This is a genomic window from Hyphomicrobium sp. NDB2Meth4 (assembly GCF_900117445.1).
Taxonomy (GTDB): Bacteria; Pseudomonadota; Alphaproteobacteria; order Rhizobiales; family Hyphomicrobiaceae; genus Hyphomicrobium_A.
Map to the genome: position 1 here is coordinate 295,993 of NZ_FPEJ01000013.1, position 25,370 is coordinate 321,362.

Below are 25,370 nucleotides of genomic sequence, written 5' to 3' on the forward strand. Positions count from 1 at the left end.
ACTCTGTGATTGCTCAGCGGCGCGACTTTTTCTTGCGCGAGGAGCAGAACAAGTCGTCCAGCGTATCGATCAGCCGGCCGATGCGCTCATCCGCCAGCGAATAGTAGATCGTCTGTGCCTCGCGCCGCGTCTTCACCAAACCTTCAGCGCGCAGCTTGGCGAGGTGCTGCGACAGCGCCGACTGCGCCAGCGGCACGACGCCCTCCAGCGCCGACACCGACCGTTCGCCGTCCTTCAGCTCGCACAGGATCATGAGCCGGTTTGCGTTGGCGAGCGCCTTTAGAAAGGACGCCGCGCGTTCGCTGTCGGTCATGAGATCCGATATATTCATAAACGCTAATGTAGTCGTCGCTTATATTGAGTCAAGCGACCTAGCGCCACATCTCGCGCATCTTGGCGCCGACGTTGATGCGTACTCCCGCATCCGGGCTCCGCGCGCTTTGACCTGGCGCAACGACCGGCCAGCTTCGCGTGTCGAAATGTTTGAGTAACCCATTTGGGATGAACCGCGTGCGCGAGGCGTAAACGTGCCTGTCGCCGTTGCTCGCCTGTCCGTGCGTGAAGAACCGCTGCGGCACGACGAGGTGCAGGTCGTCCTTCGCGCGCGTCATTGCTACATAGAGCAGCCGGCGTTCTTCCTCGATTTCCGCAGTCGATCCCGTTCCGAGGTCAGACGGCATGCAGCCATCGACCACGTTGAGCACGAACACCGACTTCCACTCCTGCCCTTTGGCGGAGTGGATCGTTGACAGGATGAGATAGTCCTCGTCCTGCATCGGAGGCCCGGATTCATCGCTGGTGGCGTCCGGCGGATCGAGCGTCAATTCGGTCAGGAACCGCTCGCGCGAAGGGTAGCCCGACGCGATCTGTTCGAGTTGCAACAAATCGGCCTGTCGCGGCTGCGCGTCCTCATGAAGGCGCTCAAGGTGAGGCTGATACCAGTGGCGTGCGTTGGCGATGTCGGCCGGCCATCCATCGCCGCCACCGGCCAGCGAAACGATTGCCTCGACGAAGCCGGTCCAGTCGCTGCCGAGCACACGCGCAGGCGCCGGCATGTGCGATAGCACTTCGATGGGCGACGACGTCTCCACCATTGCATCGAGCACGCGCTGCGCCGTTGTCGGCCCGACGCCTGGCAGAAGCTGCAGCAGCCGGAAGCCGGCCACCCGGTCGCGCGGGTTCTCGGCAAACCGCAGCAGCGCCAGCAGATCCTTCACGTGCGACGCATCGAGAAACTTGAGCCCGCCGAACTTCACGAACGGCACGTTGCGCTGGGCGAGTTCCACTTCCAGCGGTCCTGAGTGATGCGAGGTGCGGAACAGCACCGCCTGATGCTTCAGCAGCGCACCCGCCTCTCGGTTCTCCAGCACCCGCTCGACGATGTAGCGCGCTTGGTCCGCCTCATCGCGTACACCGACGAGCCGCGGCCGCGCGGCAGCCTCGCGATCGCTCCAAAGGTTCTTGGTGAACCGCTCCGAGGCCAGCTCGATCACAGCATTTGCCGCAGCAAGGATGGGGCGCGTCGAACGATAGTTGCGATCGAGCGTGACGACCTCTGCCGGCGGATCGAAGTGCTTGGGGAAGTCGAGAATGTTGCGCACGTTCGCAGCGCGGAACGAATAGATCGCCTGCGCGTCATCGCCGACCACCGTCAACCCGCGCCCGTCACGCTTCAGCCCCAGCAGGATCGACGCCTGCAACCGGTTGGTGTCCTGATACTCGTCGACGAGCACATGATCGAAGCGCGCGCCGATGTCTTCGGCAATCGCCGGCTCGCTCACCATCTGCGCCCAGTAGAGCAGCAGATCGTCGTAATCGAGCACGTTCTGGCGCTGCTTCTCTTCGACATACGTCGCAAACAGCTCCTTGAGCTCCTTCGACCACGCCACGCACCACTTGAACGAGGTGCCGAGCACATCGTCGATTGGCATCTCCGCGTTGACGCAGCGCGAGTATATGGAGAGGCACGTGCCCTTGGTCGGGAAGCGGCTTTCGGTTTTCGACAGGCCGAGGTTGTGCCGCACTAGGTTCATCAGGTCGGCGCTGTCTTCGCGGTCGTGGATCGTGAACGCCGGATCGAGCCCGATCTGCTCGGCGTATTCACGCAGCAGCCGCGCACCGATGCCGTGAAATGTTCCCGCCCACGCCAGCGCGTCGCTGGCGCCCCCACCTCTGCCACCCAGCACGTTGCGCGTGATCCGCTCAACGCGCCGCGTCATCTCCACCGACGCGCGCCGCGAGAACGTCATCAGCAGAATGCGGCGCGGGTCGGCACCGTTGAGAATGAGATGTGCAACTCGGTGCGCCAGCGTGTTGGTCTTGCCCGAGCCTGCACCCGCGATCACCAGCAGCGGCCCAGCCGGCCGCGCATCGCCCTCGCCAACGCCATGCTCCACGGCGCGGCGCTGTTCCAGGTTCAGCTTTTCGAGATGGGCGACAGCCATTTTCGCACTGATGGCCGATTCTCGTTTTGTTCACAAACGCGGCTAAGTGGTTTTCCGCAACTCCCTGCGCCGCGGAACGCCGGGGGCGACAAAGCCGTTGTTGCTCCACAGTGGAGGAACCAATGCCCGGAAAAACCATAGACTTCGATGAAAAGAGCGAGGTTGGCGGCTTCAACCCCGAGCGTCACCGCGAAGCGATGAAGCCGCAGGTCGGTCCGACACCGACGGACGACCCCAGAAAGAAAGCGGCTCAGGACCTAAAGGAGAAGGTCGTCGGCAAGCCCCCGAAGTCCAAGGACTGAAAAGATTAAGCTCCTCGGTCTAGGCTGAACGGGACGCAACGCGAAGCCTTCGACAATGGCAGCCAAGCTTTCGACCTACCGCGCCAAGCGCGACTTCGAAAAGACCGAGGAGCCGAGCGGATCGAAGAAGGTCCGCAAGGCCGAGTACCCGCGCTTCGTCATCCAGAAGCATGATGCGACGCGACTCCACTACGACCTTCGCCTCGAGCATGACGGCGTCTTTAAGTCGTGGGCTGTCACCAAGGGGCCATCGCTCAACCCGAAGGACAAACGCCTCGCTGTCGAGGTGGAAGATCATCCCCTCGACTACGGCGACTTCGAAGGCACCATCCCCAAGGGCGAGTACGGCGGCGGCACAGTGATGCTGTGGGATCGCGGCTACTGGCTCCCCGAAGGCAACGAGAACATCGACGATGCTCTGAAGAAGGGCGAATTGAAGTTCGTGCTTGCCGGCGACAAGCTGAAGGGCAGCTACGTCCTCGTGCGCATGAAGGGTGACAAGTACGGCGGCAAGCGCAACAACTGGCTGCTGATCAAGCACAAGGACGAGTGGGCCTCGGACGATGGCGAGGCGGCGCTGCGCAAGGACAAGTCCGTCGCCTCCGGCCGCACCATGGCGCAGATTGCGGCCGGCAAGGGCAAGGCGCCGACGCCGTTCATGCTGGCGGCGAACCATGCAATCAAGCCTGACGCGGTTTGGAGCACCGATGGCAACGAACCGCCATCAGAGCCAAAGCCGGCGCGCCGCACCGCGACCCGCCGAGCGACTTCGACAAAGCCCAAGACGGCAAGAGGGAAGACGGCAACAGCGAAGGCCGTGAAAGCGAAGATTGCCCCGGCGCGTGCGGCCAAGCGCTGAATGCACTAATCTGCCCGCGACCCCGATCGCGGAACCCCGCCGAATGCGCGCCACGCCGAGAGACGCTGCCACCTCCGAGCATCTGCATCCGATCCACCGCGCCGACCTGCCTAGCGGCACGATCGCGCTTGCGCGCTTTCTCATCGGCAAGGTTCTGGTGCGCGAGGACGGCGCAAGCTTTCTCACTGGCCGCATCGTCGAAACCGAAGCATATCCGCCAGGCGATGACGCTGCGCATCACCGCAGCGGACGTACGGCACGCAACGCATCGCTGTTTCTCGCGCATGGCCACGTCTACGTTTATCGCGCTTACGGTACGGCGATGATGCTCAACGTTTCGAGCGAGGCCGACGGCGTGGGCGGCGGCGTCCTGATCCGCGCGGCCGAGCCTCTCTCCGGCATCGATGTTATGCGTGCCCGGCGCGGCACCGACGACATTCGCCGCCTCGCACGCGGACCCGGCTGCCTTGCCCAGGCGTTCGACATCGGCTTTGCGTTGGACGGCGACGCTTATGGTGCCGGCAATGCGCTCTGGTTCGCCGACGACCGATCGAAGCCACCGCGCATCGCCCGCTCGGTCCGCATCGGCATCACGCGCAATGCCGATAAGCCCTGGCGCTTCTTCGTGCGCGGCAGTCCGTTCGTCAGTGGCCCTGCAAAGCTCAATCGCGCGTGAAGCGCCCGACTAGGCGATCACGCCGCCGATGCGGCGGTAGATGAACGGTGGTGCCGGCGCCTGCGATTCCCGCTCGGCAATGGCCGCAAACTCTTCGTGCCACGGCGACTTCTCACACGCCGGATCGGCATTGCAGGCATCGCCTGTCATCATCAGCGCCTGGCAGCGGCAGCCGCCCCAATCGATCTCGCGCCGGTCGCACGAGGCGCACGGCTCCTTCATCCAGGCGGTGCCCCGAAACTTCTGAAAGGCCTCGCCACGGAACCATATGTCCGCCAGCGCCTTCTCGCGCACGCTGTCGACGGAAATACCAGGGATGTCCTGGCACGCATGGCACGGCAGCACTTTGCCCGTCGGGGTAATGTCGATCAGGCTGCGGCCCCAACCGCCCATGCACGGCTTCGGGCGAACGGCGTAGTGATCGTGTGCAACCACGTCGAACACGAGCACGCCTTTGAGGCGCTCCTTGGCTGCGTTGGTGATCTCCACCGATTTGAGAAACTGCTCGCGCGTCGGAATCAGCGCCGCCCGGTTCTTCAAAGCCCACGAATAATACTGCGTATGCGCAACCTCGATGCGCCCGGCGCCGATCTGGACCGCATAGTCGATCATCGCCGGAAGGTTCTCGATATTCTGGCGATGAATGACGGCGTTGAGCGTCAGCGGAAGCCCAAGCTCGCGCACCCAGTCCGCGAACGCGCGCTTTTTCTCAGAGCCACCCTTGTATCCGCAGATGCGCTGGGCGTTGTCCGGGTCGACGTCCTGTATCGAAAGCTGGACATGATCCAGCCCGATCTTCGCCAGCCGCTCCAGCCGCTCGCGCGTCAGCGTCACGCCAGAGGTGATGAGATTGGTGTAAAGGCCGGCGGCGACGGCACCCTCGAGGATTTCCTCGAGATCCAACCTGAGTGTAGGCTCGCCGCCGGATAAGTGGAGCTGCAGCACACCGAGTTCCGCCGCCTGACGAAACACTTGGCACCACTCCTCTGCCGATAGCTCGTTGCCGCGCTCCATTTCCAAGGGGTTGGAGCAATAGGGACACTGCAACGGGCAGCGATAGGTGAGTTCGGCCAACAGGCCGATCGGCGCCCGCGTATATGCGGGCGCAGAGGCATCGAGCGCGTCAAGCGGCTTCAGCTCGGTCATTGCCGCTCACTCGGGTTTGTAAGCGCCGGGCGGGACCATGCCCTGCACGTAGGCGAGATAAAGCGCGTCGAGCTGTGCCCACAACACGTTGCACTTGAAGCGCACCGCATCGACACATGCCTCCTGCATCTCGCGCGTGCGCGCATTCGTCTTGATGAACTCCAGCGCAAAGCTTGCATCGCGCGGCGCTTGCGACAGCCGGCGCTTGAAGTAGGCCATCACGTCGTCGTTGACGAAATCGTAGTTGGCCAGCATGCCCGCGATGCGCTCGCGATGGATGGATGGAGCGAACAGCTCGGTCAGTGAGGACGCAACCGCAATCACGAGCGGCTGCTCGACAACGAAGCGCACGTAGGCTTCTACGGCGAAGCGCGTCGCGGGCAGGGCGCCGCGCATGCTCGTCACATACTCGCGATCGAGCCCGAGGCAGTCGGTCAGCACCAGCCAGCGCTCGATGCCGCCCTGCTCGTCGGGCAGCATGCCGTCGTGATCGTGCACGCGGTGGATCCACTCGCGCCGGAATTCGCGATCGTAGACGCGGCTCATCAGTGCGGCGTCCTTGCGCGGCACGGCTTCCTGATAGCAGTAGCGGTTCAGCGCCCAGGCGGCCACCTGGCCCTTGTTGAGCTTGCCGCCGTGCAGCAGCTTATGGAATTCGTGCTTGTCGTGATAGCGCTCGTCGCCAACCGCGCGGATGTTGGCTTCCAACTCCTCGGGGGTCCAAGGCTTCTCGATTGCTTCGAACGTCCTGACAAATTCATTCATAGGCGCACCTCCATACCGTCGTATCCTACTTCCCAGCCCGCGTTCTCGACCGTTCTGCGCGCAGCAGAATTGCCATCGAGCACCGGATTGGAGTTGTTGATGTGAACGTAGATTTTTCTTGTCACGTCGAGACCGCTGAACGCGCTGATCGACCCCTGCGGCCCCGAGATCGAGATGTGGCCCATACGCTCGCCCGATTTCGCGAGCAGACCCTGATCGATCATCTCGTCGTCATCGAAAAGCGTGCCGTCGAAGAAGATGAGAGAGGCGCCTTTAATGCGCTGGGCGAGCGCGTCATCGACGTCGGCGCAACCGGGGATGTAGAAGAACGCTTCGCCCGTCGCCGTATCGGTGATCTTCAAACCGACCGTGTCGCCCGATTGAGTGCCGAGCCCTGGGCCGGCACTGGCGTCTTCCAGATATAGGGCAATCTTGCCCGGCACATCGAACGCTTCAACGGAAAGTCCGAGATCCATCCCCGCGCCGGTCAGTGCCGTGGGCTTGCCGAGCGAAAGTGCGACGCGGTCGACAACGCCAGGCGCCAGGATGCGGAAGATCGAGTTTGCCTCAAGCACGCCCAGCACGCGGAGCGTTGCGTAGATCGTGAACGGTTGCGCCTCGCGCAGGTTGATGAGACCGGCAATGTGGTCGACATCGCCATTCGTCAGCACCGCCGCCTTGATCGGGCTGTCGCGCAATGTGCTGTTGCTTGGAGCAAGACCGGGCGCATCGGCCATTTGCTGACGCAGATCCGGCGAAGCGTTGAGCAGCACCCAGTCATGGCCGTTCGCGCTGACTGCCAAAGACGACTGCGTGCGGGAAACGAACCCTGAGTCACCGCGGCGTACAGAGGCGCAGTTGCGGCAATTGCAATTCCATTGCGGGAACCCGCCCCCGGCGCCCGAGCCGAGCACACGCACCCTCATGATCCGGCGCCCCAAACATCAACGCCGGACGCGGCATCGCGCCAACCTCTCATAGCGTCCTCCAGAGTTTTTTCTTTTCTGGAAGCAATTAGAGAGGATTGCGCAAAGCGCTCTTGATCCACATCAACGGGGCGATCACAGGCTCGTAAACCGCGTGTGAGCCTGCACGCGCGATGTCAGTCGAGGTCGCCCTCGGCAATTGTCCGCAGCAAGTCGGGGTTCAACACCGTTACGCTACGGCGGCCCGCGGTGGATACGACCCCCGCCAGCTTCAACGACCGCATCTCGCGGCTCACCGTCTCGATCGTCAGCCCGAGAGCATCGGCGATTTCGTTACGTGAGAGCGGCAGATCGAATTGCAACGCCATCTTGCCGGCAGTTGCGCCCACGCCGCCGAGCGGACGGTTGATCCGCGTGGCAATCGAGACCAGCAGGCTTGCCACTTTCTCTCGTGCAGTCTTGCGGCCGAGAAGAAACATCCACTCGCGTGCTGTCTCTAGATCGTTGAGCGCACGCCGATACAGAGCCTGCTCGAGGGTGGGGTGATTGCGCATCAGGGTTTCGAACGCCGAGCGCGAGAAGCAGCACAGCTCCAGATGCGTCGTCGCTTCGGCGATTAGCGAACTCTTCGCCGCATAGGGATGGCCGACAAAGTCTGCCGCATACTGCAGCCCGACGATCTGCAACCGTCCATCCCTTTGCGCCTTGACGAGCTTGACGACACCCGAGACGATAATGGCGAGAGAGCCCAGGCCCTGGTGCTCACTATGGATGACCTGTCCCACGGGTATGCGCCGATGATGCGCAATTGGCGCCAGCTCACGCGCAGCCGTTTCAGAGACTTCGCTGCACAACGATGCCTCCCGCACGGCGCAACGGTCGCAGTAATATCGTCCTCGCATATCCGTCTTAGGCCGTAGTTCTGCTATCGCTTGGGAGCCGTCCGGGGGAGCAGCAGAGTTCACTTTGCTGGAGCCTTTCGCCTGGGCCTTTGATCTAGATCAAAGTGCAGAATGTGGAGGTTACTGGCCGATTGAAATGATCTTCCAGATGACGCCGGCGTACACTAGGCACGACATGGCGAGGAAAGCACATAGAGCGATATGCGGGTGCGCAGACCCAATACGCTTCGCGGCGGTTTGCATTCGGTCCTCCTGGCTAGAGCGCTGACGTACGACATTGGACATTGCCGAGCGTCGCAGCCCTAAACTTGATCTTCATCAAAAATAACTGCGACAAAGCGGGCGCGCCGGGACCGCCTGACACAGATTTCTCGGGCCCGCCTGCGCGCAAATCCCCAGGAGCCGGCGCCCATCCAGAGCCGCCGCGCGGCAATTCGTGCAGCGCCAGCTTGAGATGTATCAAGCAGTGCCGCAACGGCTTCATCCAAGCTCCTGCGAAAGAGTCGTCTCGGAGCCAAGCATCGCCGTGAGCTGCGCTATCGACGTCATCATTGCAGGTGGTGGACCCGCAGGCCTGAGCCTCGCGTGCCTGCTTGCCGACCGGGGCATGAACGTCACTGTCATAGAGCGCCAGAGTGAGCAGGCCATCGCGGAGCCGGCCGCCGACGGCCGCGACATCGCGCTGACACATCGGTCGATACGTATTCTCGCCGACATCGGCGTTTGGGCCGAACTGACGCCCGCGGAGATCGCCCCGATCCGGTGCGCGGAGGTCAGAAACTCAAATCAGGCGGCGCGGCTGCGGTTCGATGCTGGCAAAGCCGGACGCGATTCACTGGGTTACCTCGTGAGCAATGCGGTGCTGCGCCGGGAACTTTACCGCGCGGCAAAGCAGCGTACCCGCATCACGCTTCGCACGGACGAAGCGGCAAGTCGCATTCAGTTGGAAGACGCGGCAGCCGAAGTGTCCTTGGCGTCAGGCGAAACGTTCTCCGCGCCGCTGTTCGTCGCCGCCGATAGCCGCTTTTCCGAGTTGAGGCGCATGGCTGGGATCGGCGCTGACCTCCGAGACTTCGGGCACCTTTGCATCGTTTGCCGTCTCAGCCACGAGAAGCCGCACGATGGGACGGCTCACGAGTGGTTCGACATCGATCAGACGCTTGCAGTCCTGCCGCTCAACGACCGGACGTCATCGATCGTGCTGACGCAGCCGGCGAGCGTCGGCAGAAAAACGCTTGAACTTCCTGCCGAGGAATTTGCCGGAGAAATTGAGCGCAGGCTTGGCGCGTGCTGGGGGCGCATGGTGCTCGATGGTAGCCGCCACGCCTATCCGCTCGTCGCGGTCTACGCCGATCGCTTCAGCGGCAAGCGGTTCGCGCTCGCCGGCGATGCGGCAGTCGGCATGCATCCTGTCACCGCGCACGGATTCAACTTCGGTTTGCGTGGAGCAGAGACGCTCGCCACCAAGGTAGGGCAGGCGGCGCAGGCCGGCTGCGACATCGGCGCGGCTTCCGTGCTGGACAGCTACGCCCGCGAGCATCGCGCCGCCACGCTGCCGCTCTACCTCGCCACCAACGCCATCGTGCGGCTCTACACCGACAACACGGCGCCGGCCCGGGTGCTCCGCCACGGACTGTTGCGCATCGCCAATGCCGTCTCTCCAGCCAAAGACTTCATGCTGCGGAAGCTGACGGAAATCGACAGGGGACTGGCCTCCGCCTAGCGGAGCCAAATCAACTTCAAAAGAGGCTCTCATGACGAGCGAAGCAGCCGCCTATGCCCAAACGCTGGGGGACGAGCAGAGCATTTGGTTCAAGATCTCTCCGTTCACAAACACCGACGACCCGATGGGCATTCTCACGCGGCTCGCCGCGCGCCATGGTGGATGCATACCCGTTTCGTTTCGCTCGGAGCGCATCTTCATCTTGAGCGAGGTGGATCACTTCCGCCGCGTACTCGTCGATAACGTCGATAACTACCAGAAGTATTTTGACGGCCTGAAGCCGATCTTCGGCAAGGCGATGATCACCGTCGATGGCGCGCTTTGGCAGAAGGTTCGCCAGCCACAGCAGGCGCACTTCCATCCCACGGTCTACGCCGATTACATCCCGTACCTGATGGTGTCTCTGCGCAACAAGGCAGAAGCCTGGTCACGGCTCGCCAGCCGGGGTACCGCCTTCGAGATGCTCGAGCAAACGTGGAGTCTCGCGGCCGACATGATCTGCCGCGCCCTGTTCGATCGCGAGGTGCCGTTCAACCCTCAGGTCGTCTTTGGTGCCGTGAAAGCGTACACCGATACGTCGAACCACCGCTCCATCCGCATGAAAAAGGTCGCGAACGGCATTGCCGATGTCGCCGAAGACGAGGCGCCCGCGCGCGCGATCAGCGCGTGGCTCACGCTGCCGGAAGCGGTCATCTCGGCGGAGCCGTGGCAGGGCCGCGAAAAGACACTGCTGAAGATGATGCTCGACGCCGAGGACGACGCGGGCAAACCTGCCTGGGACCACCAGCAGGTCCTGGACGAGATCAAACAGTACCTCTGGGCCGGCACCGAGACGACTGCGCTCACGCTCGCCTGGACGTTCTATCTCCTGTCGCGCCGGCCCGATGTCGCGGCCCGCATCCGGCGCGAGGGATGGGAAGTGTACGGCGACCGCGAGCCGACCGCCGCCGATGTCGAACGCCTCACCTACACGCGCTCCGTGATGCTGGAGGCGCTACGTCTTTATCCGCCGGCCTGGGCACTCATCCGCACCGCCGTTGCCGACGACGAAATTGCCGGACAAAAAATCCAAGCCGGCGACCGCATCGTCCTTTGCCCTTACGTCGCACACCACGATCCCAAATACTGGGACGATCCAGAAGAGTTCCGGCCAGAGCGCTTCGATCCCGCCAACGCCAAGAAGCGCGTCAAGTACAGCTACATCCCCTTCGGCGCCGGCAAGCGCTTCTGCCTCGGCGGCCAGCTTTCACAGATCGAAGTGATGCTCGCATTGACGCAGCTGCTGCGCCGCTTCGAGCCCGAGTACCTCGGCAGCGTGCCTCCGCCGGTTGCCGCAAGCGTGACGCTCATACCCAAAGGCGGGCTGCAGTTCCGTCTGCGTGAGTTGATGTGAGGCCGCGCGAAGCGAGGGGAGGGACCCAATGACAACAGAAGCGATCGCAGCTCAGCTCAGTCCGTATCAGGTCGAGGTCGAGGCTGGGCAGACATATCGCTGGTGCCGCTGTGGACGCAGCAGCACCCAGCCCTTCTGCGACGGCGCTCATGCAGGCACCGGGATCGAGCCCATGATGTTCGTCGCTGAGCGAACCGAGACGGTGATGCTTTGCGGCTGCAAGGAGAGCGGCGATCCCCCGTTCTGCGACGGGACACACAACGTGCTGTGATGCCTGCTTCAGCAGGACGCCCCCCGGCTTCAGCGCACGGGGGGCACCGCATCGGCGGGATGGCCTCACGCCTTCCCGCCGCTAACGCTAGAAGCGCTTCACTTGCAGGGGCGCGCCTCGACAAAGCAGCCCCAGCCGCTCGTGGACTTCTCGCACTTTAGCGACTTGGAATGCGCACGCCCATAGCGAGCCCAATCGCTGCCGTACTCCAGGTCGACGAACCCTGACCACGACCTGACCGCCACTGCCTTTGCCGCGCGCTCACTCGCCTGTCCGGCGCTGCTGCCGTAGTGGAAGTGGTCGAGGAAGCAGAGCTGCGCACCCTCGCGCCGCATCGTGTGGACGTCTGCGAGCCCGGTTTCGTCGGCTAGTGCAGGCGGTGCGATTATAAAGCAAAGCGCGGCGGCGACAGCAGCCGTGCTGAGCGGCAGTTTGACGGCCATTTGCGTGTTCCCCTCAGAATAATCCCAGCGTGCAGCAGCGCCTGATTCCTCGCCGCCGCGCGGTGATTTGGATCAACTCAGCAACGCAACGACGGCCCATTGCTGCACGAGCGCAACGATCACTGTCCCGCCCCGGGCGCGAGGCCCTCGCGCACTCGGAAATCGATGGCTCGCAGCACGGCATGAGATGCCTTTTCAGTGCCGCATATCCAATATATGGATACAGTATCAATGCAAAGCCGGGCGGATGCGTATGTCGATCAGTCCCAAGCAAGTGGTGCCTCATCTCAATCTGATTGATCAGGACGACGTCCTGCCGATGCTGCGCTTCTGGCAAAGCAGCGGGATGCGGGTGGCACTGGTGACCTTGGTTGGTGTGGTCGGAGGCGCACCCCGCCAGCCCGGCGCGCAGATGGCCGTTGCCGAGGATGGTTCATACGTTGGCTATCTTTCGGGTGGCTGTCTTGAACAGGCCGTGGCGCTCGAGGCCAGGGATGTGATCGCCCGGGCTGAGAACCGCTTGGTTCGCTACGGGGAGGGATCACCCTACCTCGACATTAGACTCCCGTGCGGCAGCGGCCTCGATTTGTACTTCGACCAGGCCCTCGATGCCCATGTCTTGGATGCCATGGTCCTGATGCGTGCGGGACGCCAATCCTTTTCCGTGACGACCGAGCTTTCCAGCGGCGTGAGCATTGCGCAGGAGCTCGACGACGAACCTTTGCCGGCCAGCGGCAGGTCGGGCGACGCGTTCACGCGCGTATACCCCGCTCCTTTGCGGCTAGCACTCATCGGCAATGGCCCTGCGCTTACCGGGATTGCCACCCTCGCACGGGCAACCGGCGTCGAAACCATGGTCTGGTCGAGCGAAGAGGCAACGCGAGCGCAGCTGGACCAACTCGGGCTCGAGGCGCGCAAGACCCCCGGCGAACTCCCCGCGATGATCGAGGCGCTGGATTATACCAGCGCCACCGTGCTGGTCTTTCATGACCACGACGCCGAGCCGGAGATCCTCCGCCAGCTCCTGCAGCGCCCTTGCTTCTATATCGGGGTGCTCGGCAATCGCGCCGTCCACCGTGCGCGGCTTGATGCGCTGGGGAAAATGGGCGTAAACCCGCAGGAATTCGCGCGCATCCACGCGCCCGTGGGCTCGATCCCAAACGCAAAGAGCAAGACCACATTTGCGTTTGGCGTTCTCACTGAAATGCTCGCTGAAGCGAAGCTGCACAACATCATCGCTTAACTAACTAAGGCGATCTTCGCCGCTGCGTCGGTCGACAGGGCGCGCCTTGATGCGTGCGAGCACGCGTCTGAAGTGCGGGTGATCACACGTCCGCAGCCACTCAAATAGCACCATTTCTAAGTTGACAATTGACGCGCCAGACGCATCGAGCCTCTTCAGGGCGAGATGAAAATCGTCTGTTGAGCGTGATCCGCAGGCCGATGCGACGACGCGCAGACGGTATCCCGCCGCCAGCAAAGAGAGCGCTGTCTGCAGCAGGCAGACGTGCGTCTCACACCCGCAAACTATCAGTTCGCTCGGCGTCGCTGGAGCGATCATCGCGATCGTCGATAGCAGCCCGTCTGCGCAAGCGTCGAAATGCTTCTTGGATACTACTGCATCACAATGCCTGCGAATTCGGCAGTCCAACTGCCCGAGCTTTTCGGGATTGTGTTCTGTGCCGATCACTGGAATGGCGAAAAGTTTGGCAGTCTCGGCGAGGAGGATCGCATCGCTGATGACGTCGTCCGCACGATGGATGGCAGGCATCAATTTCGCCTGATGATCGATTGTGACGACCACTGACGAACGCGCCTCGATCAGCCCCATGCCCATTCCTCAAAGCTCCCTCTGTTGCGCCGCGCGAGCTGCTCGCCGTGCCGCTGGCTGAAGGCTTCTTGCCGGCCAACGAGCACGAGCTTGCGCTGTGGCAGAAGCGAGACAGCGACCTATCGAACATGTCGATGGCCAGTTGACGGACTTACGCCCGCTGAATGAACATATCCGCTATGTGGATAGCGAGTCCACAAACAGGGGATCGTATGTGGGTGTCTTGTGTACGGGGAGAGACTGGGAATGAGGATGCAGGGAATGAGTAAGTGGCGCAGTGGTGCTGCCGGTGTTGCTATGGCGGCTGTTGCAGCGTGTGTGGGTTCGCCGGCTGAAGCCGCGGACTGGAGCACCACGGAAGTTCAGTTTCAGTACGGCAACCTGAAGAGCCCGTTCGCGGGCGGTGACTCGATGACACCGATCGTCACCCTTCAGCACGCGAGTGGCTGGAAGTTCGGCGACGTGTTCTTCTTCGTCGACTTCATCAACGACGCCGATGTCGACGGCTTCAACGACAAGGACGCCTACGGCGAGTTCTACGCGAACTTCAGCTCCGCAAAGATCTTCGGCATCAACTACGGCAAGGGGCTGGTGAAGGATGTCGGCTTCATGGCCAGCATGGACTTCGATGCGGATGCCGGCTACCTCGCCTGGGTGATCGGCGGATACGCTGACTGGAATGTCCCCGGGTTTATGTTCCTGCGCACTTACATCGCTGGCGTCATCGATCAGAGCGACATCGCTCAGGACGATGGATGGCAGGCAGATATCGCCTGGGCTTATCCCTTCACGATCGGCGGCCAGCGCTTCAGCTTTGAAGGACATGCCGAATACACCGGCAACTCCGCCAACATTTATGGCAAGCAGCTTGATTGGATCCTTGCGCAGCCGCAGTTCCGCTGGGACGTCGGTTATGCGCTCGGTGGCGACAAAGATCGCTTCTTCATCGGTACCGAATATCAGTACTGGCGCAACAAGCTCGGTACCGACGTAGACGAGAGTGCATTCCAGGCGCTTGCCGTCTGGCGTTTCTGAGACTGACCTGAGCCCCCGACTGCAAGGGCTGCACTCGTGCAGCCCTTTTTTTGTTTGGGACGTCCGCGCACTGCCCGCGCTCGTGCAGAACAACCTTGAAAGGCAATGGCTTGGACGTGACTGAGGCCGATACGCGACACCTCGCAAAAGGCGCGTGCGCGCAGCTTCGAGAGGCGGTCAAAGCGACTTGATTATCCCAACCCAACATGCATTATATGAATGCAATATCCAATATGCGGATACGCGAGGGACAGATGGGACTACGTATTGCGATCGATACCGGCGGCACTTTCACTGACGTTGTGGCGATCAATGACGCGACCGGCGCCATAACGGTGGTGAAGACACCATCGACCCCGGCAGATCCAAGCGTGGGCTTGTTGAATGGCGTCCGTCGCGTGCTCGATGAGGTCGGTGCCTCCGACCGCGACCTCAGCATGCTTCTGCACGGCTCGACCGTCGCGACCAATGCGGTTCTCGAGCACAAATTCTCAGGGCTGGGACTGATCGTAACGCGCGGCTTCCGTCATATGATCGAGGTTGCCCGCCAGTCCGTTCCCGACGGCTACGGCAACTCGTTCTTCTGGGTGAAGCCGCCGCGCCTCGTGCCGTTGCACCTTGTGCGCGAGGTTGGCGGTCGCATGAACTTCTCCGGCCAGGAGCTGGAGCCACTCGATGAGGCGGCAACGCTGCAGGCGGTTCGCGAACTCGTCGAGGATGGCGTCAGCTGCATCGGCGTGTGCCTGCTGCACTCTTACGCCAACGACGCACACGAGCGCCGCATCGGCGAACTGATCAGGGAAAACTTCCCGGACGTGTTCGTGTCGCTCTCGTCCGTCGTCCTGCCGGAATATCGCGAGTACGAGCGCGCGATGACCACCCTGATCGACGTGCTCGTCAAGCCCTACTGCCGCACTTACCTCAACAGCGCGGCCGACAAGCTTCGCTCGCAGTCAGGCGACATCCCGTTTCTCATCATGCAGTCGAACGGTGGCGTAGTGAAGCATTCCTCCGCCGGCGAAAAGCCGGTGACGATGCTGCTGTCGGGGCCGGCCGCGGGCATCCTCGGCTCTATCCACATGGCGCGCCTTGCTGGCTATAAAGACATTCTGACGATTGACGTCGGCGGAACTTCGACGGACGTCGCCATCGTCGAAGACTACGCGCCGATGTACACGTCGGCCTCGATGGTCGAGAGCTATCCCGTCAAGACGCCAATGCTCGACATCGTTACCGTCGGATCGGGCGGCGGCTCGATTGCCTGGATCGATCCATACGGTCAGCTCAAGGTTGGGCCGAAGAGCGCCGGTGCTGATCCAGGACCCATTTGCTACGGCAGGGGCGGCACGCAGCCGACGGTCACGGATGCCGCGATCACGCTCGGCCGTCTGCCCTCGGCGCTCATCGGTGGCGCCATCAAGCTCGACGCCGATGCCGCGCGCGCTGCTTATGACAAGCTCGGCGCCAAGTTCGGCATGACAGCCGAGGAAGTGGCCGCGGGCGCGCTTGAGATCGCCGCGGTCAACCAGGTGTTCGGCATCCGTCAGGTGACGACAACCCGCGGCCGCGATCCCGGTGCCTATGCCATGGTCGCATTCGGCGGTGCCGGCGGATTGTTCGCAACCGAGGTGGCCGATCTGCTCGACGTGCGCACGATCGTTTCGCCGCCGAGCCCAGGCAATCTCTGCGCCTTCGGCCTGCACGTATCCGACGTGCGCCGCGACTACATCCGCACGCTGGTGCGTCAGCAGTCGACGGTCGACAACCAGGAGATCCTCTCTGCCTGGGAGGATCTCGCGCAGGAAGGCGTCAGGGACATCTCCGCGGAAGGTATTCCGCCCGAGAAGATCAAGGTCCGCCGCGTCGCAGATGTGCGCTATCTCGGCGAAGGCCATGAGGTGCAGGTCGACGTGCCCGACGGAGTCGCTGGGCTCGCCGCTGTCGAGCACATGTTCAAGGACTTCCACCGCGTCCACGATCAGACATTCGGCTTCCACTACGAGGGCGAGCAGGACGTCGAGCTGGTGAACCTGCGCGTACAGGCAATCGGCGAGCAGCATCGTCCGCAGATCAACGCCGACATGACGGTGAAGGACGCAGCGACACCCTTCGGCCATCGCCAGGCGTTCTGGCGCAGCTCCGGCTGGGTCAACTGCCCGCTCTACAAGCGCACTGAGCTCGCGATCGATCAGCGGGTAATTGGTCCTGCGATTATCGAAGAGTACGGCTCGACAGTGGTGGTTCCTGCCAGCTGGACCGTTCGCGCCGATGCGTACGGCAACCTCATTCTAGAAAAGAACACGGACTAGGGGACAGAGCAGACATGCTTGATAGACCAACAAAGCTCGGCCCGATCGAGCTGGAAGTTATTCACGGCACGATCCGCGCTGCCGAGCTCGAGATCGAAGCTGCGGTCGAACGCACTGCCCGCTCGCCGATGATCCGCGACCAGCACGACTATCGCGTTGCGCTGTTCGACGCGAAAGGGCGCAAGCTCACCGGTCGTTCCTATTCGGCGATCGTCGAGCCGGTGTTCGAGTATTTCGGCGCAAACAATATCTTCCCCGGCGACGTCTTCTTCTGGAACGACCCTTACAACTCCTGCGGCGGCATCGGCCACGTTCCCGACCTGTGCACCACCGTGCCGATCTTCTTCGGCGAGCGCCTGATCGGCTTCAGCCAGGTGTTCGGCCATCACGACGATATCGGCGGCGCTGTGCCGGGCAGCTTGCCGGTGCATGCGACCGACAGCTGGATGGAAGGCGTGCTCATCCCGCCGATCAAGCTCTATGAGCGCGGCAAGCTGAACGAGGCTGCGTTCAAGATCATCGTGCGCAACTCGCGCCTGTCCGAGCACCTCGCCGGCGATCTCGATGCCGAGATCGGCGCAGCCAAACTCGGATCGCGCCGCGTCATCGCCCTCGCAGAGCGTTACGGCGTCGATACGCTCGAAGCTGCGTTCGACCAGATCCTGCTCAACACCGCGGAGGTATTCCGCCGCGAAATTCTGCCGCGCATCAAGGATGGCGTCTACAACTTCGAGGACTACATCGAGAACGATGGCGTCGACGAGCCGCGCCTGCACGCGCTGCGCATCAAGATGACGAAGACGCCCGAGAAGATCATTCTCGACTTCACCGGCACCGACCCTGAAGCGAAGGGACCGATCAACTGGTCGCTCGACGAGGTAGAAGGCCGCTACTTCCGCAAGTGGCTGGCGCCGACGCTGCGCTCCCTCGCCAATTCGCCCGAGCGAGCCGCGGAGATCGACTCCAACGAAGGCGTGCTCGACGTCGTTGATGTGGTCTTTCCCGAGAAGGGCACGCTGATAACGCCGACGTTCGGCAAACCGACGGGCATGCGCTTCTTCCTCATGCTGCGCACGCTCGGCGTCTTCGCAGCATGCTTGTCGAAGGCGACCGACGGCAAGATGCCCGCCGATCACGAGACGATCCGCATCTGGGGCGTCACCGGCGGCAAGACGCAGGACGACTTCTACCTGTTCCGCGAAGTTCTCGGCGGCGGCAGCCCTGGTCGCCCATGGGCCGACGGGTCCGACGTCGTGCACATCGTGCCGAACTCGAAGAACCTTCCCGCTGAATTCTCCGAGACGCGCTATCCAATTCTGGTTGAGCGCCTCGGACTGAAGCAGGATTCGGGCGGAGCCGGCTTCCATCGTGGCGGCCTCGGCTACGACAAGCGCATCAAGATGCTCGACGAATGCAAGCTCATCTCCAACGCCGACCGCTCGATGCTCGGCTGCTACGGGGTGAACGGCGGCAAGGCGGGCGCTAATTATAAGGTTACCGTCACCGGCGTCGCGGGCGAGGAGGCCGAGCATCCCGGCATGTGCGATAACGTCGTCGTGCCCGCGGGCGCATCGATCACCATCGTCACCACGGGCGGCGGCGGCTGGGGCGATCCTCTCGCGCGTCCCGTCGACGTGGTCGTTTCCGACGTGCAATGCGGAAACATCTCAGCGGAATCCGCGCTCGCCGACTACGGCGTCGTGCTGATCAAATCCGGCCGCAAGTGGTCCGCCGATGAGGCCGCCACCAAAGCGAAGCGGGCGGAGTTGGCAAAAGCACGCGGCAATCTGCCGATGTTCGATCGCGGCGCCTACTTCGATAAGCTGAAGGCGGCAGGCAAGATTTCGCGCCCCGAAGGTTGGTCTGATCCCGACGCCGGATGGTTCGCTAAACCTGCAGCGCAGTGAGCTAGCCCGAGGATAAAGGGATGAAGATCAATCAGTCGTTCAAGGTCAACCGGCCGCCAGCGGAAGTCTGGGCACTGTTCCAGGATATTCCGACGGTAGCAACGTGCATGCCGGGTGCGCAGTTCACGGAAGACCGCGGCGACGGAAACTATGCCGGACGGGTGAATATCAAGCTTGGCCCGTTCGGCGCTTCATTCGAAGGCGCAGCGCGTGTGGTGAACGATGCCGCCACACGCAGCGCCCACGTGGAGGGGCAAGGTCTCGACCGCAAGGGCGGCAGTCGCTCCAAGCTCATCATGGACTACAAGGTCGTACAGGCGGGCGTCGGATCGCGGGTCGACATCGAGGCAGATGTGCAGCTTGCAGGTCCCATCGCCCAGTTCGGCCGGACCGGCGTCGTCACCGAAACGGCGAACGTTCTGATTGGTCAGTTTGCGCGCAACGTCGAAGCAAAGCTGTCCGAAGGTCAGCCGCAGAGCAGCACGTCCCACGATAACGAAGCTGCTGCCTCGGCATCATCGGCTGCTGCGAGACCCGTGCAAGCCGCCAATCAGGTGAACGCATTCAGGATTCTCTGGCTCGTCTTTGTCTCGTCGCTCCGGCGACTGTTCGGAATGCAAAGTCGCCAGGGGGGCTGATAGCGACTCCGGCTTCCCACCTCCCGCGCTCGACCACGGCGCGCAACGGAAGCCGGAGTCGCTAATACGGTGCTTGATGCACCAAGAGCTGCAATAGGGGAGAGCTGCTTCGTGGAACGTCGCTTGTCATACATGACCCAGATGGAGGCCGCCGACGCAATCGCGGCCGGACGATCGGTGATCGTTCCAACGGGGGCGACCGAGGCGCACGGTCCGCACATGCCGCTGGACACAGACACGCACCAGGTGGACCACATCGCCGCCTTGCTTGCAGACAAGATCGACGCGGTTGTCGCTCCGCCCGTCGCTTACGGAATTTCAAAAACCTTCGAGAAGTTTCCCGGCACCATATCGCTCACGATCCCGACGTATCAGACTTTGGTATTCGAGATCGGTGCCGCGCTCGTGCGCCAGGGTTTCAAGCACATCATCCTGCTCAACGGAAATCGCCCGAGCGGTACAGCCAATGACGCCGTCGCGCGCCACCTGATCGATGAGCTGGATGAAGACTATGACTTCATCGTCTCCGCCGTGAGCTATTGGGAGCCGGCCGCAGCCGAGATTCACGCAATGCGCAAATCGGTCCCGGGTGGCATGGGGCATGGCTGCGAAATGGAAGCATCGTTTCAGCTCGCCACGCGCCCGGACATCGTGAAGATGGATCGTCTAAAGGGTGCGCATTACGGCCCAGTGGGCTGGGACCTCGTCGCGCCGACCAATCCGACACGCACCTATGCGCGTCGTCCGCGTCCGCAAGTCGGCCACGCGGCGATCTTCGGCGATCCCTCGGTTGCCAGCGCAGAAGCGGGCGAAGCCTTCATCAACGTCGTCATCGCAGCGCTGACGAAAACATTCACCGAGCTGCAAACCTCATACGGCGAACGAAAAAAATGAAACTAGGCCGTACCCGGCCGCCAGCCCAGATCGAGACTGATCGAGTGGGTCGTCTCGAGGAGAAGATCGGTCAGCGCATCCAGGCGCTTGGTGTTTTTCGCGACGGCCTTGCGGAACACGAACGAGAGGCACGCCACGACGCGCTCGTTGGCGTCGTAGATCGGCGCAGCGATGGAGCCTGTGAACGGCTGCACGTCGCCAACCGTGAGAGATTTGCCGTCGGCTTTGACCTGCTTGAGGATTGCACGCAGCCGCTTGGGATCCGTAACGGTATCCGCCGTCAAGCGCTCGAGGTCGCGTGCAAGATACTCTTCAATGAACTCTGGTTCTTCATACGCGAGCAACACCAGGCCCTTCGAGCCGCAGTGCAGCGGGAAGTGATAGCCGTACTCGGCTTTCCTGATGTCTTCTTCCGCGCGCTGGTGCGAATAGATCGCGACCGACTGATTGCCGATCCGCTCCACCACCTGCGTTGCGATCCCTTCCTCGTCCTCGAGACGAGCGAGATAGGGCGTTGCGGCCTTCAGCGCCCGATGATTGGCAAGGTAAGCCGATCCGATGTGCCACAGGCGCGGACCGATCTCGTATCGGTTGCTTTCCGGATCGCGGCGCAAAAACTGCGCCTTCTCGAGCTGGATCAGCGTGCGGTGCACGGTGGCCCACGGCAGATTGAGGCTGCGGGTAACGTCGACAACACGGCCCGGCGACGTGGCGAGGTAATCGAGAACCGCGAACGAGCGCGCCATGCCGCGCAACGGATCGTCGGCGGCATCTTCTTGGGCACTGTTCGTGGTCTGCGCGGCGCCATTTCTTTTCTTGGAACCGTTGCCCCGCACCACTGCGCTTTGCGATTTCGTCACGTCGGAATCCGATCGCTGCTCAAAAAACATTCGTGATGCCCACTCTTACGCCATGACACACAAGCAGACAATGCATTGCGGCAAGAGGACACCGGCTGATTCCATTGGGGAACCATAATGAGTGATCCTATTTGGCGCTGGTCGGCAGTCAACGTCGTTGAGCGGATTGCAGCGGGCGATATCTCAGCGCGTGAGGTGCTCATAAGCATCGCCGGGCGCGTCGAAGCCGTAGATAGCCAAGTCAACGCCCTCCCCACTTTATGCTTCGACCGAGCCTTCCGCTATCTGGAGGAACTCGAGAAACGCCCACCCGCCGAGCGCGGCCGCTTCTACGGGCTCCCTTGGACGATAAAGGATTCGGCCGCTGTTGCCGGCGTGCGGACGACATATGGCTCGCTCGCATACGCTGATTATGTTCCAGGCCATTCGGATTACGTTGTTGACGCTATCGAAGCGGCAGGTGGGGCCGTTTATGCAAAGTCGAACACGCCCGAGTTCGAAGCGGGCGCCAATACCTTCAACGAGGTTTTCGGGCGCACGCTCAATCCATGGGATGTGACGCGCTCCGCGGGCGGATCTTCGGGTGGCGCCGCCGTGGCCGTCGCCACTGGAATGGCTTTCCTGTCACAGGGGTCAGATTTTGCCTGCTCGCTGCGATTTCCAGCGGCCTTCTGCAATGTCGTCGGATTGCGTCCGAGCCCTGGACTGATACCCCAAGGGCCGAGCAGCTTACCCATGCAGGTGCTTTCGATCATGGGCCCGCTGGCCCGCACGGTCGAGGATGCAGCGCTGGCGCTCGATGGCATGGCACGGTTCGACGTGCGAGACCCGCTCTGCCGCCCTCTCCCGGCCAAGCAAAGCTATCTCGAAGCGGCGCGCCGTGCGACGCCACCCAAGTCGGCCGCCTACAGTCTCACGCTTGGCTTGGCTGAGGTTGATCGCGGCGTGCGCGCCGTTGTCGAGGAAGCGATCGATAAGCTCGTCCGGGCCGGGCTCGACGTTGACGCAGCCGACCCGGACCTGCGCTCGAGCGATAGCGTGTTCCGCACGCTCCGCGCCTTTCAGTTCGCGGCTTTGCGGCGCGACGCTCTGGAAGCCCACCGCCAGAAGCTGAAGCCGGAAGTCGTCTGGAACATTGAAGAGGGCCTGCGCCTGTCGGCAGCGGACATTGCCTCGGCGGAGGCCGAGCGGGGGAGTTTGCGCCGCGCCATGATCGCATTCCTCGACACCCACGGCATCCTCATAACGCCGACGGCGCCCGTCGAGCCGTTCCCGGTCGAGCAGCGCTACGTTGACGAGATCGAGGGAAAGAAGCTGACGACATACCTCGATTGGATGGTTCTGGGCTATGCGATCAGCGTGTGCGGCTGCCCGGCGATCTCAATCCCTTGTGGGCGCACAAGCACGGGATTGCCGGTTGGTCTGCAACTCGTTGCAAAGCCTTATGCCGAGGCGGAGTTGCTGTCGGCGGCAGCGTGGTGCGAGGCTGTGCTCCAAAGCGCTTTGCGCGTCCCCATCGATCCCGCAGTATCGCCATGAGCGCCTCAAATTTCTGGCGCAGGGCAGAGCCTCTGCTGTTGCTACTCGCAACCGGTGCAGGCGTCGGCACCATCTTTCCCTTGGGCAACATTGCCGTATCCCATGGCCTATCGCCGCTCGTCTATGTTGCGGTTGCGTCGTTGGGAGGCACAGTCGTCCTTGCAGTGCTCAATTACCTGAAGGGCTATTCGCTGCGGCCTGATCGCGAAGCGATGCGGTATGCCTTTATCTCCGGGCAACTCACCATCGCAGTGCCGTTCACCGCAATCGTTGCTGTGATGCAGCATCTGGGTTCGGCGCTGCCCGCCATCATGCAAACGCTCATCCCCATCGCGACGCTGGCGATCGTCTATATGTTGCGTCTCGAGAAGCCGAGCCCTGCGCGCGTGTTTGGCTTGGCATTGGGTATCGCCGGCGCTGCAATCATCCTGATCACGCGCGGGCACGGCGACGTGGAAACGGCACCTTCAATTCTCTGGTATCTGGCGGCGATGATCGGCCCCGCGGTGCTCGCCGTTGGCAACGTTTATCGCAGCGTCGACTGGCCTTCGTACGACCCGCCCGCCTTGCAATTGGCGACGTGGACTCTCGCTGCGGCTGCACAGTCTTTGATCTGTTTGCTCATCTTTTGGGAGCTCGTCGTTCCAAGTGGCGCAAACGGCACTGTGCTCCAGCATATTGCGGCGAACTGGAAGTTGATCGCACTGCAATCCGTCACGCTCGGCTTCGGCTACGCGTTCTACTTCCGCCTCCAGCGCGTCGGTGGACCCGTTTACATCAGCCAACTGAGCTACGTGAATATGGCCGTTGGAGTGCTGTTTGCCGTGGCTTTTTTCGGCGAGGTGATCTCGCTCTGGAGCTGGCTTGCACTCGCGCTCACCGCGCTAGGTGTTTTCATCGTTAATTCGACGCGGCCGCGTAATCAGCGCCCAGAATAACGAGATTGACAGTTTTGTTTATCTCAATTTAGGATGCTGTATCCAATATGTGGATATATCCGCCAGGTGGGCGCGACATCGCCGCATTTTGTGGAGACAGAGTTGGGGCTAGCAAAAACACCAGCCGGTCCCAACCGAATAAAGCGATCGGCTTGCGAGGTAGGATGAAACCACCGCCCTTCGAGTACTGCGCGCCCCGCTCGCTTAAAGATGCCGTTGAACTGCTTGCCGCCGATCCATCAGCGATGGTTCTCGCCGGTGGTCAAAGTCTCATCCCCGCGCTCAACATGCGCTTCGCCGCGCCGAGCCGCCTCATCGACATTCAGCATGTCGAAGGACTGAAGGGGGTCGTGATCGAAGGCGGCAACATCATCGTTCGGGCCATGACGCGTCACCGCGAGCTCGAACTCAACGACGAAGTCTTCCGTGCCAATCCGCTGATCCGTGAGACGATGGCGCACGTCGCTCATGTTCCGATCCGTAATCGCGGCACGGTCGTCGGCAGTTTGTGTCACGCCGATGCAGCCGCCGAGATGCCCTCAATTCTGCTCGTGACGGACGGCTCCGTAGTCACTGAGAGCCCGCGCGGCCGCCGCGAGATTCCCGCCGCCGACTTCTTCCAGTTCCACATGACGACGTCCCGCGAGCCGGACGAGATCGTCGTCGAAGCGCATTTCCCCGTTCTGCCTCAGGGCGCGGGTTGGGCATTCGAGGAATTCACACGGCGCCACGGCGACTACGCGATTGCCGCCGTTGCGGCGATCGTCACGCGGGCGGGTGCAACCGACGTCGTGTCGCTGTCTGCTTGTGGCGTCGCCTCGCGCCCGATCCGCCTCACCGTATGTGAGCAGATCTTCGCCGCTCAGGGCTTCACCGATGCTTCCTTCAAAGCCGCCGGCGAGGCGGCGAAGGAATACGTGACGGCGCCCGACGATATCCACGCGACCAACGACTACCGGCGCGATCTGCTCGCAAGTCTTGTCGTCCGGGCTGTCGAGAAGGCGCTTACGAGGTCGCGTTGAGGGAAATGCACAAATGAGCCGCGCAAAGATAAGAGCAAAACTGCCAACCAAGTCGGCTGATCCTACCGTCGACATCGAGCTGACCGTAAACGGCGAGCGGGTGTCGGCAGAAGTCAGTACCCGCATGCTGCTGTCGGACTTTCTGCGCCACGAGCTCGGGCTCACGGGAACCCATGTCGGCTGCGAGCACGGCGTGTGCGGTGCCTGCACCGTGCTCATCAACGGAGTTGCCGGCCGCTCCTGCCTCACCTTCGCGGCACAGGCCGCCGGCTGCGAGGTGCGCACCATCGAGTCCGTCGCCAACAAAGACGGCACGCTGCATCCGCTGCAGGAAGCATTCCGAGATTGTCATGGCCTGCAGTGCGGCTACTGCACGCCCGGCATGATCATGAACATCTTGAGCAGCTTCAATTCCAGCGCGCCGCTCGATCTCTCTGACGAGGGCATCAGAGACATCATCTCGGGAAATCTGTGCCGCTGCACCGGATATCAGAACATCATCGCCGCCGTACGTCAGGCGGCCAAGGCAATGTCGCTGGGCTAAGGG

General features: G+C 62.3%; 24 protein-coding genes and 1 pseudogene. 16 read left to right on the forward strand and 9 right to left on the reverse strand.

Annotated features, from left to right (window positions below; translation table 11 throughout):
- Window positions 1–13 precede the first annotated feature (13 nt).
- Together NDB2M4_RS16375 and NDB2M4_RS16380 are read right to left on the reverse strand one after the other, a co-directional pair.
- Window positions 14–313 (reverse strand): ArsR/SmtB family transcription factor, encoded by a 300-nt coding sequence (locus NDB2M4_RS16375; protein WP_244536207.1) that lies wholly within the window; start codon window positions 311–313, stop codon window positions 14–16.
- A 58-nt stretch (window positions 314–371) separates the two neighbouring features.
- Window positions 372–2,444, reverse strand: coding sequence for an ATP-dependent helicase (locus NDB2M4_RS16380; protein WP_072376986.1), 2,073 nt, complete (start codon window positions 2,442–2,444; stop codon window positions 372–374).
- A gap of 122 nt (window positions 2,445–2,566) precedes the next feature.
- Between NDB2M4_RS16380 and NDB2M4_RS16385 the strand changes: the two genes are divergently transcribed.
- From NDB2M4_RS16385 to NDB2M4_RS16395, 3 genes and pseudogenes are all read left to right on the forward strand, one after another.
- Window positions 2,567–2,746, forward strand: a complete 180-nt coding sequence (locus NDB2M4_RS16385; RefSeq protein ID WP_072376988.1) for a hypothetical protein — start codon at window positions 2,567–2,569, stop codon at window positions 2,744–2,746.
- A 55-nt stretch (window positions 2,747–2,801) separates the two neighbouring features.
- Window positions 2,802–3,455, forward strand: a pseudogene (locus NDB2M4_RS16390) (DNA polymerase ligase N-terminal domain-containing protein); the annotation flags it as partial.
- Window positions 3,456–3,648: 193 nt separating this feature from the next.
- On the forward strand, window positions 3,649–4,281 hold the full coding sequence (locus NDB2M4_RS16395) for a DNA-3-methyladenine glycosylase (protein WP_072376990.1): 633 nt from the start codon (window positions 3,649–3,651) through the stop codon (window positions 4,279–4,281).
- A 9-nt stretch (window positions 4,282–4,290) separates the two neighbouring features.
- Here the strand turns inward: NDB2M4_RS16395 and pqqE are convergent, their stop codons facing one another.
- From pqqE to NDB2M4_RS16415, 4 genes are all read right to left on the reverse strand, one after another.
- Window positions 4,291–5,427: a pyrroloquinoline quinone biosynthesis protein PqqE gene (gene pqqE / locus NDB2M4_RS16400; protein ID WP_072376993.1), complete on the reverse strand. Its 1,137-nt coding sequence runs from the start codon at window positions 5,425–5,427 to the stop codon at window positions 4,291–4,293.
- A gap of 6 nt (window positions 5,428–5,433) precedes the next feature.
- A complete protein-coding gene (gene pqqC / locus NDB2M4_RS16405; protein WP_072376995.1) occupies window positions 5,434–6,192 on the reverse strand; it encodes a pyrroloquinoline-quinone synthase PqqC in 759 nt (252 codons plus the stop codon).
- Window positions 6,189–7,118, reverse strand: coding sequence for a pyrroloquinoline quinone biosynthesis protein PqqB (gene pqqB / locus NDB2M4_RS16410; RefSeq protein WP_072376997.1), 930 nt, complete (start codon window positions 7,116–7,118; stop codon window positions 6,189–6,191). The genes pqqC and pqqB overlap by 4 nt, the downstream gene beginning before the upstream one ends.
- Before the next feature lie 176 nt (window positions 7,119–7,294).
- Complete coding sequence (locus NDB2M4_RS16415) at window positions 7,295–7,972, reverse strand: Crp/Fnr family transcriptional regulator (protein ID WP_171988131.1); 678 nt, start codon at window positions 7,970–7,972, stop codon at window positions 7,295–7,297.
- Window positions 7,973–8,546: 574 nt separating this feature from the next.
- Between NDB2M4_RS16415 and ubiM the strand changes: the two genes are divergently transcribed.
- From ubiM to NDB2M4_RS16430, 3 genes are read left to right on the forward strand one after another with little or no spacing between them, the layout of a single operon-like run.
- Window positions 8,547–9,743, forward strand: a complete 1,197-nt coding sequence (gene ubiM / locus NDB2M4_RS16420; protein WP_072378223.1) for a 5-demethoxyubiquinol-8 5-hydroxylase UbiM — start codon at window positions 8,547–8,549, stop codon at window positions 9,741–9,743.
- 31 nt (window positions 9,744–9,774) lie between these two features.
- Window positions 9,775–11,136, forward strand: coding sequence for a cytochrome P450 (locus tag NDB2M4_RS16425; protein WP_072377001.1), 1,362 nt, complete (start codon window positions 9,775–9,777; stop codon window positions 11,134–11,136).
- 28 nt (window positions 11,137–11,164) lie between these two features.
- Window positions 11,165–11,407: a CDGSH iron-sulfur domain-containing protein gene (locus NDB2M4_RS16430; protein WP_072377003.1), complete on the forward strand. Its 243-nt coding sequence runs from the start codon at window positions 11,165–11,167 to the stop codon at window positions 11,405–11,407.
- 98 nt (window positions 11,408–11,505) lie between these two features.
- Here NDB2M4_RS16430 and NDB2M4_RS16435 read toward each other — a convergent pair whose 3' ends face one another.
- Window positions 11,506–11,850 carry a hypothetical protein gene (locus NDB2M4_RS16435; protein WP_072377006.1) on the reverse strand — a complete coding sequence of 115 codons (345 nt, stop codon included), beginning with the start codon at window positions 11,848–11,850 and terminating at the stop codon, window positions 11,506–11,508.
- A 253-nt stretch (window positions 11,851–12,103) separates the two neighbouring features.
- Here NDB2M4_RS16435 and NDB2M4_RS16440 point away from each other — a divergent pair, with 253 nt between their 5' ends.
- The gene (locus tag NDB2M4_RS16440) at window positions 12,104–13,093 is read left to right on the forward strand and encodes an XdhC family protein (protein WP_171988132.1); all 990 of its coding nucleotides are present in this window, start codon (window positions 12,104–12,106) and stop codon (window positions 13,091–13,093) included.
- Here the strand turns inward: NDB2M4_RS16440 and NDB2M4_RS16445 are convergent, their stop codons facing one another.
- On the reverse strand, window positions 13,094–13,687 hold the full coding sequence (locus NDB2M4_RS16445) for an isochorismatase family protein (RefSeq protein ID WP_210186563.1): 594 nt from the start codon (window positions 13,685–13,687) through the stop codon (window positions 13,094–13,096). It abuts the gene before it with no gap.
- A 255-nt stretch (window positions 13,688–13,942) separates the two neighbouring features.
- Here NDB2M4_RS16445 and NDB2M4_RS16450 point away from each other — a divergent pair, with 255 nt between their 5' ends.
- From NDB2M4_RS16450 to NDB2M4_RS16470, 5 genes are all read left to right on the forward strand, one after another.
- Window positions 13,943–14,716, forward strand: a complete 774-nt coding sequence (locus tag NDB2M4_RS16450) for a hypothetical protein (RefSeq protein WP_210186564.1) — start codon at window positions 13,943–13,945, stop codon at window positions 14,714–14,716.
- Between the two features lie 254 nt (window positions 14,717–14,970).
- A complete protein-coding gene (locus NDB2M4_RS16455; protein WP_171988133.1) occupies window positions 14,971–17,025 on the forward strand; it encodes a hydantoinase/oxoprolinase family protein in 2,055 nt (684 codons plus the stop codon).
- Between the two features lie 14 nt (window positions 17,026–17,039).
- Window positions 17,040–18,932 (forward strand): hydantoinase B/oxoprolinase family protein, encoded by a 1,893-nt coding sequence (locus tag NDB2M4_RS16460; RefSeq protein WP_072377015.1) that lies wholly within the window; start codon window positions 17,040–17,042, stop codon window positions 18,930–18,932.
- A 20-nt stretch (window positions 18,933–18,952) separates the two neighbouring features.
- On the forward strand, window positions 18,953–19,570 hold the full coding sequence (locus NDB2M4_RS16465) for an SRPBCC family protein (RefSeq protein WP_072377017.1): 618 nt from the start codon (window positions 18,953–18,955) through the stop codon (window positions 19,568–19,570).
- A 111-nt stretch (window positions 19,571–19,681) separates the two neighbouring features.
- The gene (locus tag NDB2M4_RS16470) at window positions 19,682–20,464 is read left to right on the forward strand and encodes a creatininase family protein (RefSeq protein WP_139247346.1); all 783 of its coding nucleotides are present in this window, start codon (window positions 19,682–19,684) and stop codon (window positions 20,462–20,464) included.
- A gap of 2 nt (window positions 20,465–20,466) precedes the next feature.
- Here NDB2M4_RS16470 and NDB2M4_RS16475 read toward each other — a convergent pair whose 3' ends face one another.
- Window positions 20,467–21,324 carry an IclR family transcriptional regulator gene (locus NDB2M4_RS16475; protein ID WP_171988134.1) on the reverse strand — a complete coding sequence of 286 codons (858 nt, stop codon included), beginning with the start codon at window positions 21,322–21,324 and terminating at the stop codon, window positions 20,467–20,469.
- Between the two features lie 117 nt (window positions 21,325–21,441).
- Between NDB2M4_RS16475 and NDB2M4_RS16480 the strand changes: the two genes are divergently transcribed.
- The 4 genes from NDB2M4_RS16480 to NDB2M4_RS16495 all read left to right on the forward strand — a co-directional run bounded on the left by NDB2M4_RS16480 (window position 21,442) and on the right by NDB2M4_RS16495 (window position 25,367).
- Entirely contained in the window at window positions 21,442–22,863 is a 1,422-nt protein-coding gene (locus tag NDB2M4_RS16480) for an amidase (protein ID WP_072377024.1), read from the forward strand.
- Complete coding sequence (locus NDB2M4_RS16485; protein ID WP_072377025.1) at window positions 22,860–23,801, forward strand: DMT family transporter; 942 nt, start codon at window positions 22,860–22,862, stop codon at window positions 23,799–23,801. Before NDB2M4_RS16480 ends, NDB2M4_RS16485 begins: the two co-directional genes overlap by 4 nt.
- Before the next feature lie 164 nt (window positions 23,802–23,965).
- On the forward strand, window positions 23,966–24,823 hold the full coding sequence (locus NDB2M4_RS16490; RefSeq protein ID WP_072377027.1) for an FAD binding domain-containing protein: 858 nt from the start codon (window positions 23,966–23,968) through the stop codon (window positions 24,821–24,823).
- A 13-nt stretch (window positions 24,824–24,836) separates the two neighbouring features.
- Entirely contained in the window at window positions 24,837–25,367 is a 531-nt protein-coding gene (locus NDB2M4_RS16495) for a (2Fe-2S)-binding protein (RefSeq protein ID WP_072377029.1), read from the forward strand.
- Window positions 25,368–25,370: the final 3 nt, after the last annotated feature.

Coding starts and splice junctions, on each gene's coding strand:
- pqqB (WP_072376997.1), bottom strand. CDS start 7,118: ATGAGGGTGCGTGTGCTCGGCTCGGGCGCCGGGGGCGGGTTCCCGCAA.
- NDB2M4_RS16385 (WP_072376988.1), top strand. CDS start 2,567: ATGCCCGGAAAAACCATAGACTTCGATGAAAAGAGCGAGGTTGGCGGC.
- NDB2M4_RS16455 (WP_171988133.1), top strand. CDS start 14,971: ATGGGACTACGTATTGCGATCGATACCGGCGGCACTTTCACTGACGTT.
- pqqE (WP_072376993.1), bottom strand. CDS start 5,427: ATGACCGAGCTGAAGCCGCTTGACGCGCTCGATGCCTCTGCGCCCGCA.
- NDB2M4_RS16450 (WP_210186564.1), top strand. CDS start 13,943: ATGAGTAAGTGGCGCAGTGGTGCTGCCGGTGTTGCTATGGCGGCTGTT.
- NDB2M4_RS16395 (WP_072376990.1), top strand. CDS start 3,649: ATGCGCGCCACGCCGAGAGACGCTGCCACCTCCGAGCATCTGCATCCG.
- NDB2M4_RS16480 (WP_072377024.1), top strand. CDS start 21,442: ATGAGTGATCCTATTTGGCGCTGGTCGGCAGTCAACGTCGTTGAGCGG.
- NDB2M4_RS16430 (WP_072377003.1), top strand. CDS start 11,165: ATGACAACAGAAGCGATCGCAGCTCAGCTCAGTCCGTATCAGGTCGAG.
- NDB2M4_RS16495 (WP_072377029.1), top strand. CDS start 24,837: ATGAGCCGCGCAAAGATAAGAGCAAAACTGCCAACCAAGTCGGCTGAT.
- NDB2M4_RS16460 (WP_072377015.1), top strand. CDS start 17,040: ATGCTTGATAGACCAACAAAGCTCGGCCCGATCGAGCTGGAAGTTATT.
- NDB2M4_RS16435 (WP_072377006.1), bottom strand. CDS start 11,850: ATGGCCGTCAAACTGCCGCTCAGCACGGCTGCTGTCGCCGCCGCGCTT.
- NDB2M4_RS16445 (WP_210186563.1), bottom strand. CDS start 13,687: ATGGGCATGGGGCTGATCGAGGCGCGTTCGTCAGTGGTCGTCACAATC.
- NDB2M4_RS16465 (WP_072377017.1), top strand. CDS start 18,953: ATGAAGATCAATCAGTCGTTCAAGGTCAACCGGCCGCCAGCGGAAGTC.
- NDB2M4_RS16375 (WP_244536207.1), bottom strand. CDS start 313: ATGACCGACAGCGAACGCGCGGCGTCCTTTCTAAAGGCGCTCGCCAAC.
- NDB2M4_RS16485 (WP_072377025.1), top strand. CDS start 22,860: ATGAGCGCCTCAAATTTCTGGCGCAGGGCAGAGCCTCTGCTGTTGCTA.
- NDB2M4_RS16440 (WP_171988132.1), top strand. CDS start 12,104: ATGTCGATCAGTCCCAAGCAAGTGGTGCCTCATCTCAATCTGATTGAT.
- NDB2M4_RS16380 (WP_072376986.1), bottom strand. CDS start 2,444: ATGGCTGTCGCCCATCTCGAAAAGCTGAACCTGGAACAGCGCCGCGCC.
- NDB2M4_RS16425 (WP_072377001.1), top strand. CDS start 9,775: ATGACGAGCGAAGCAGCCGCCTATGCCCAAACGCTGGGGGACGAGCAG.
- NDB2M4_RS16490 (WP_072377027.1), top strand. CDS start 23,966: ATGAAACCACCGCCCTTCGAGTACTGCGCGCCCCGCTCGCTTAAAGAT.
- pqqC (WP_072376995.1), bottom strand. CDS start 6,192: ATGAATGAATTTGTCAGGACGTTCGAAGCAATCGAGAAGCCTTGGACC.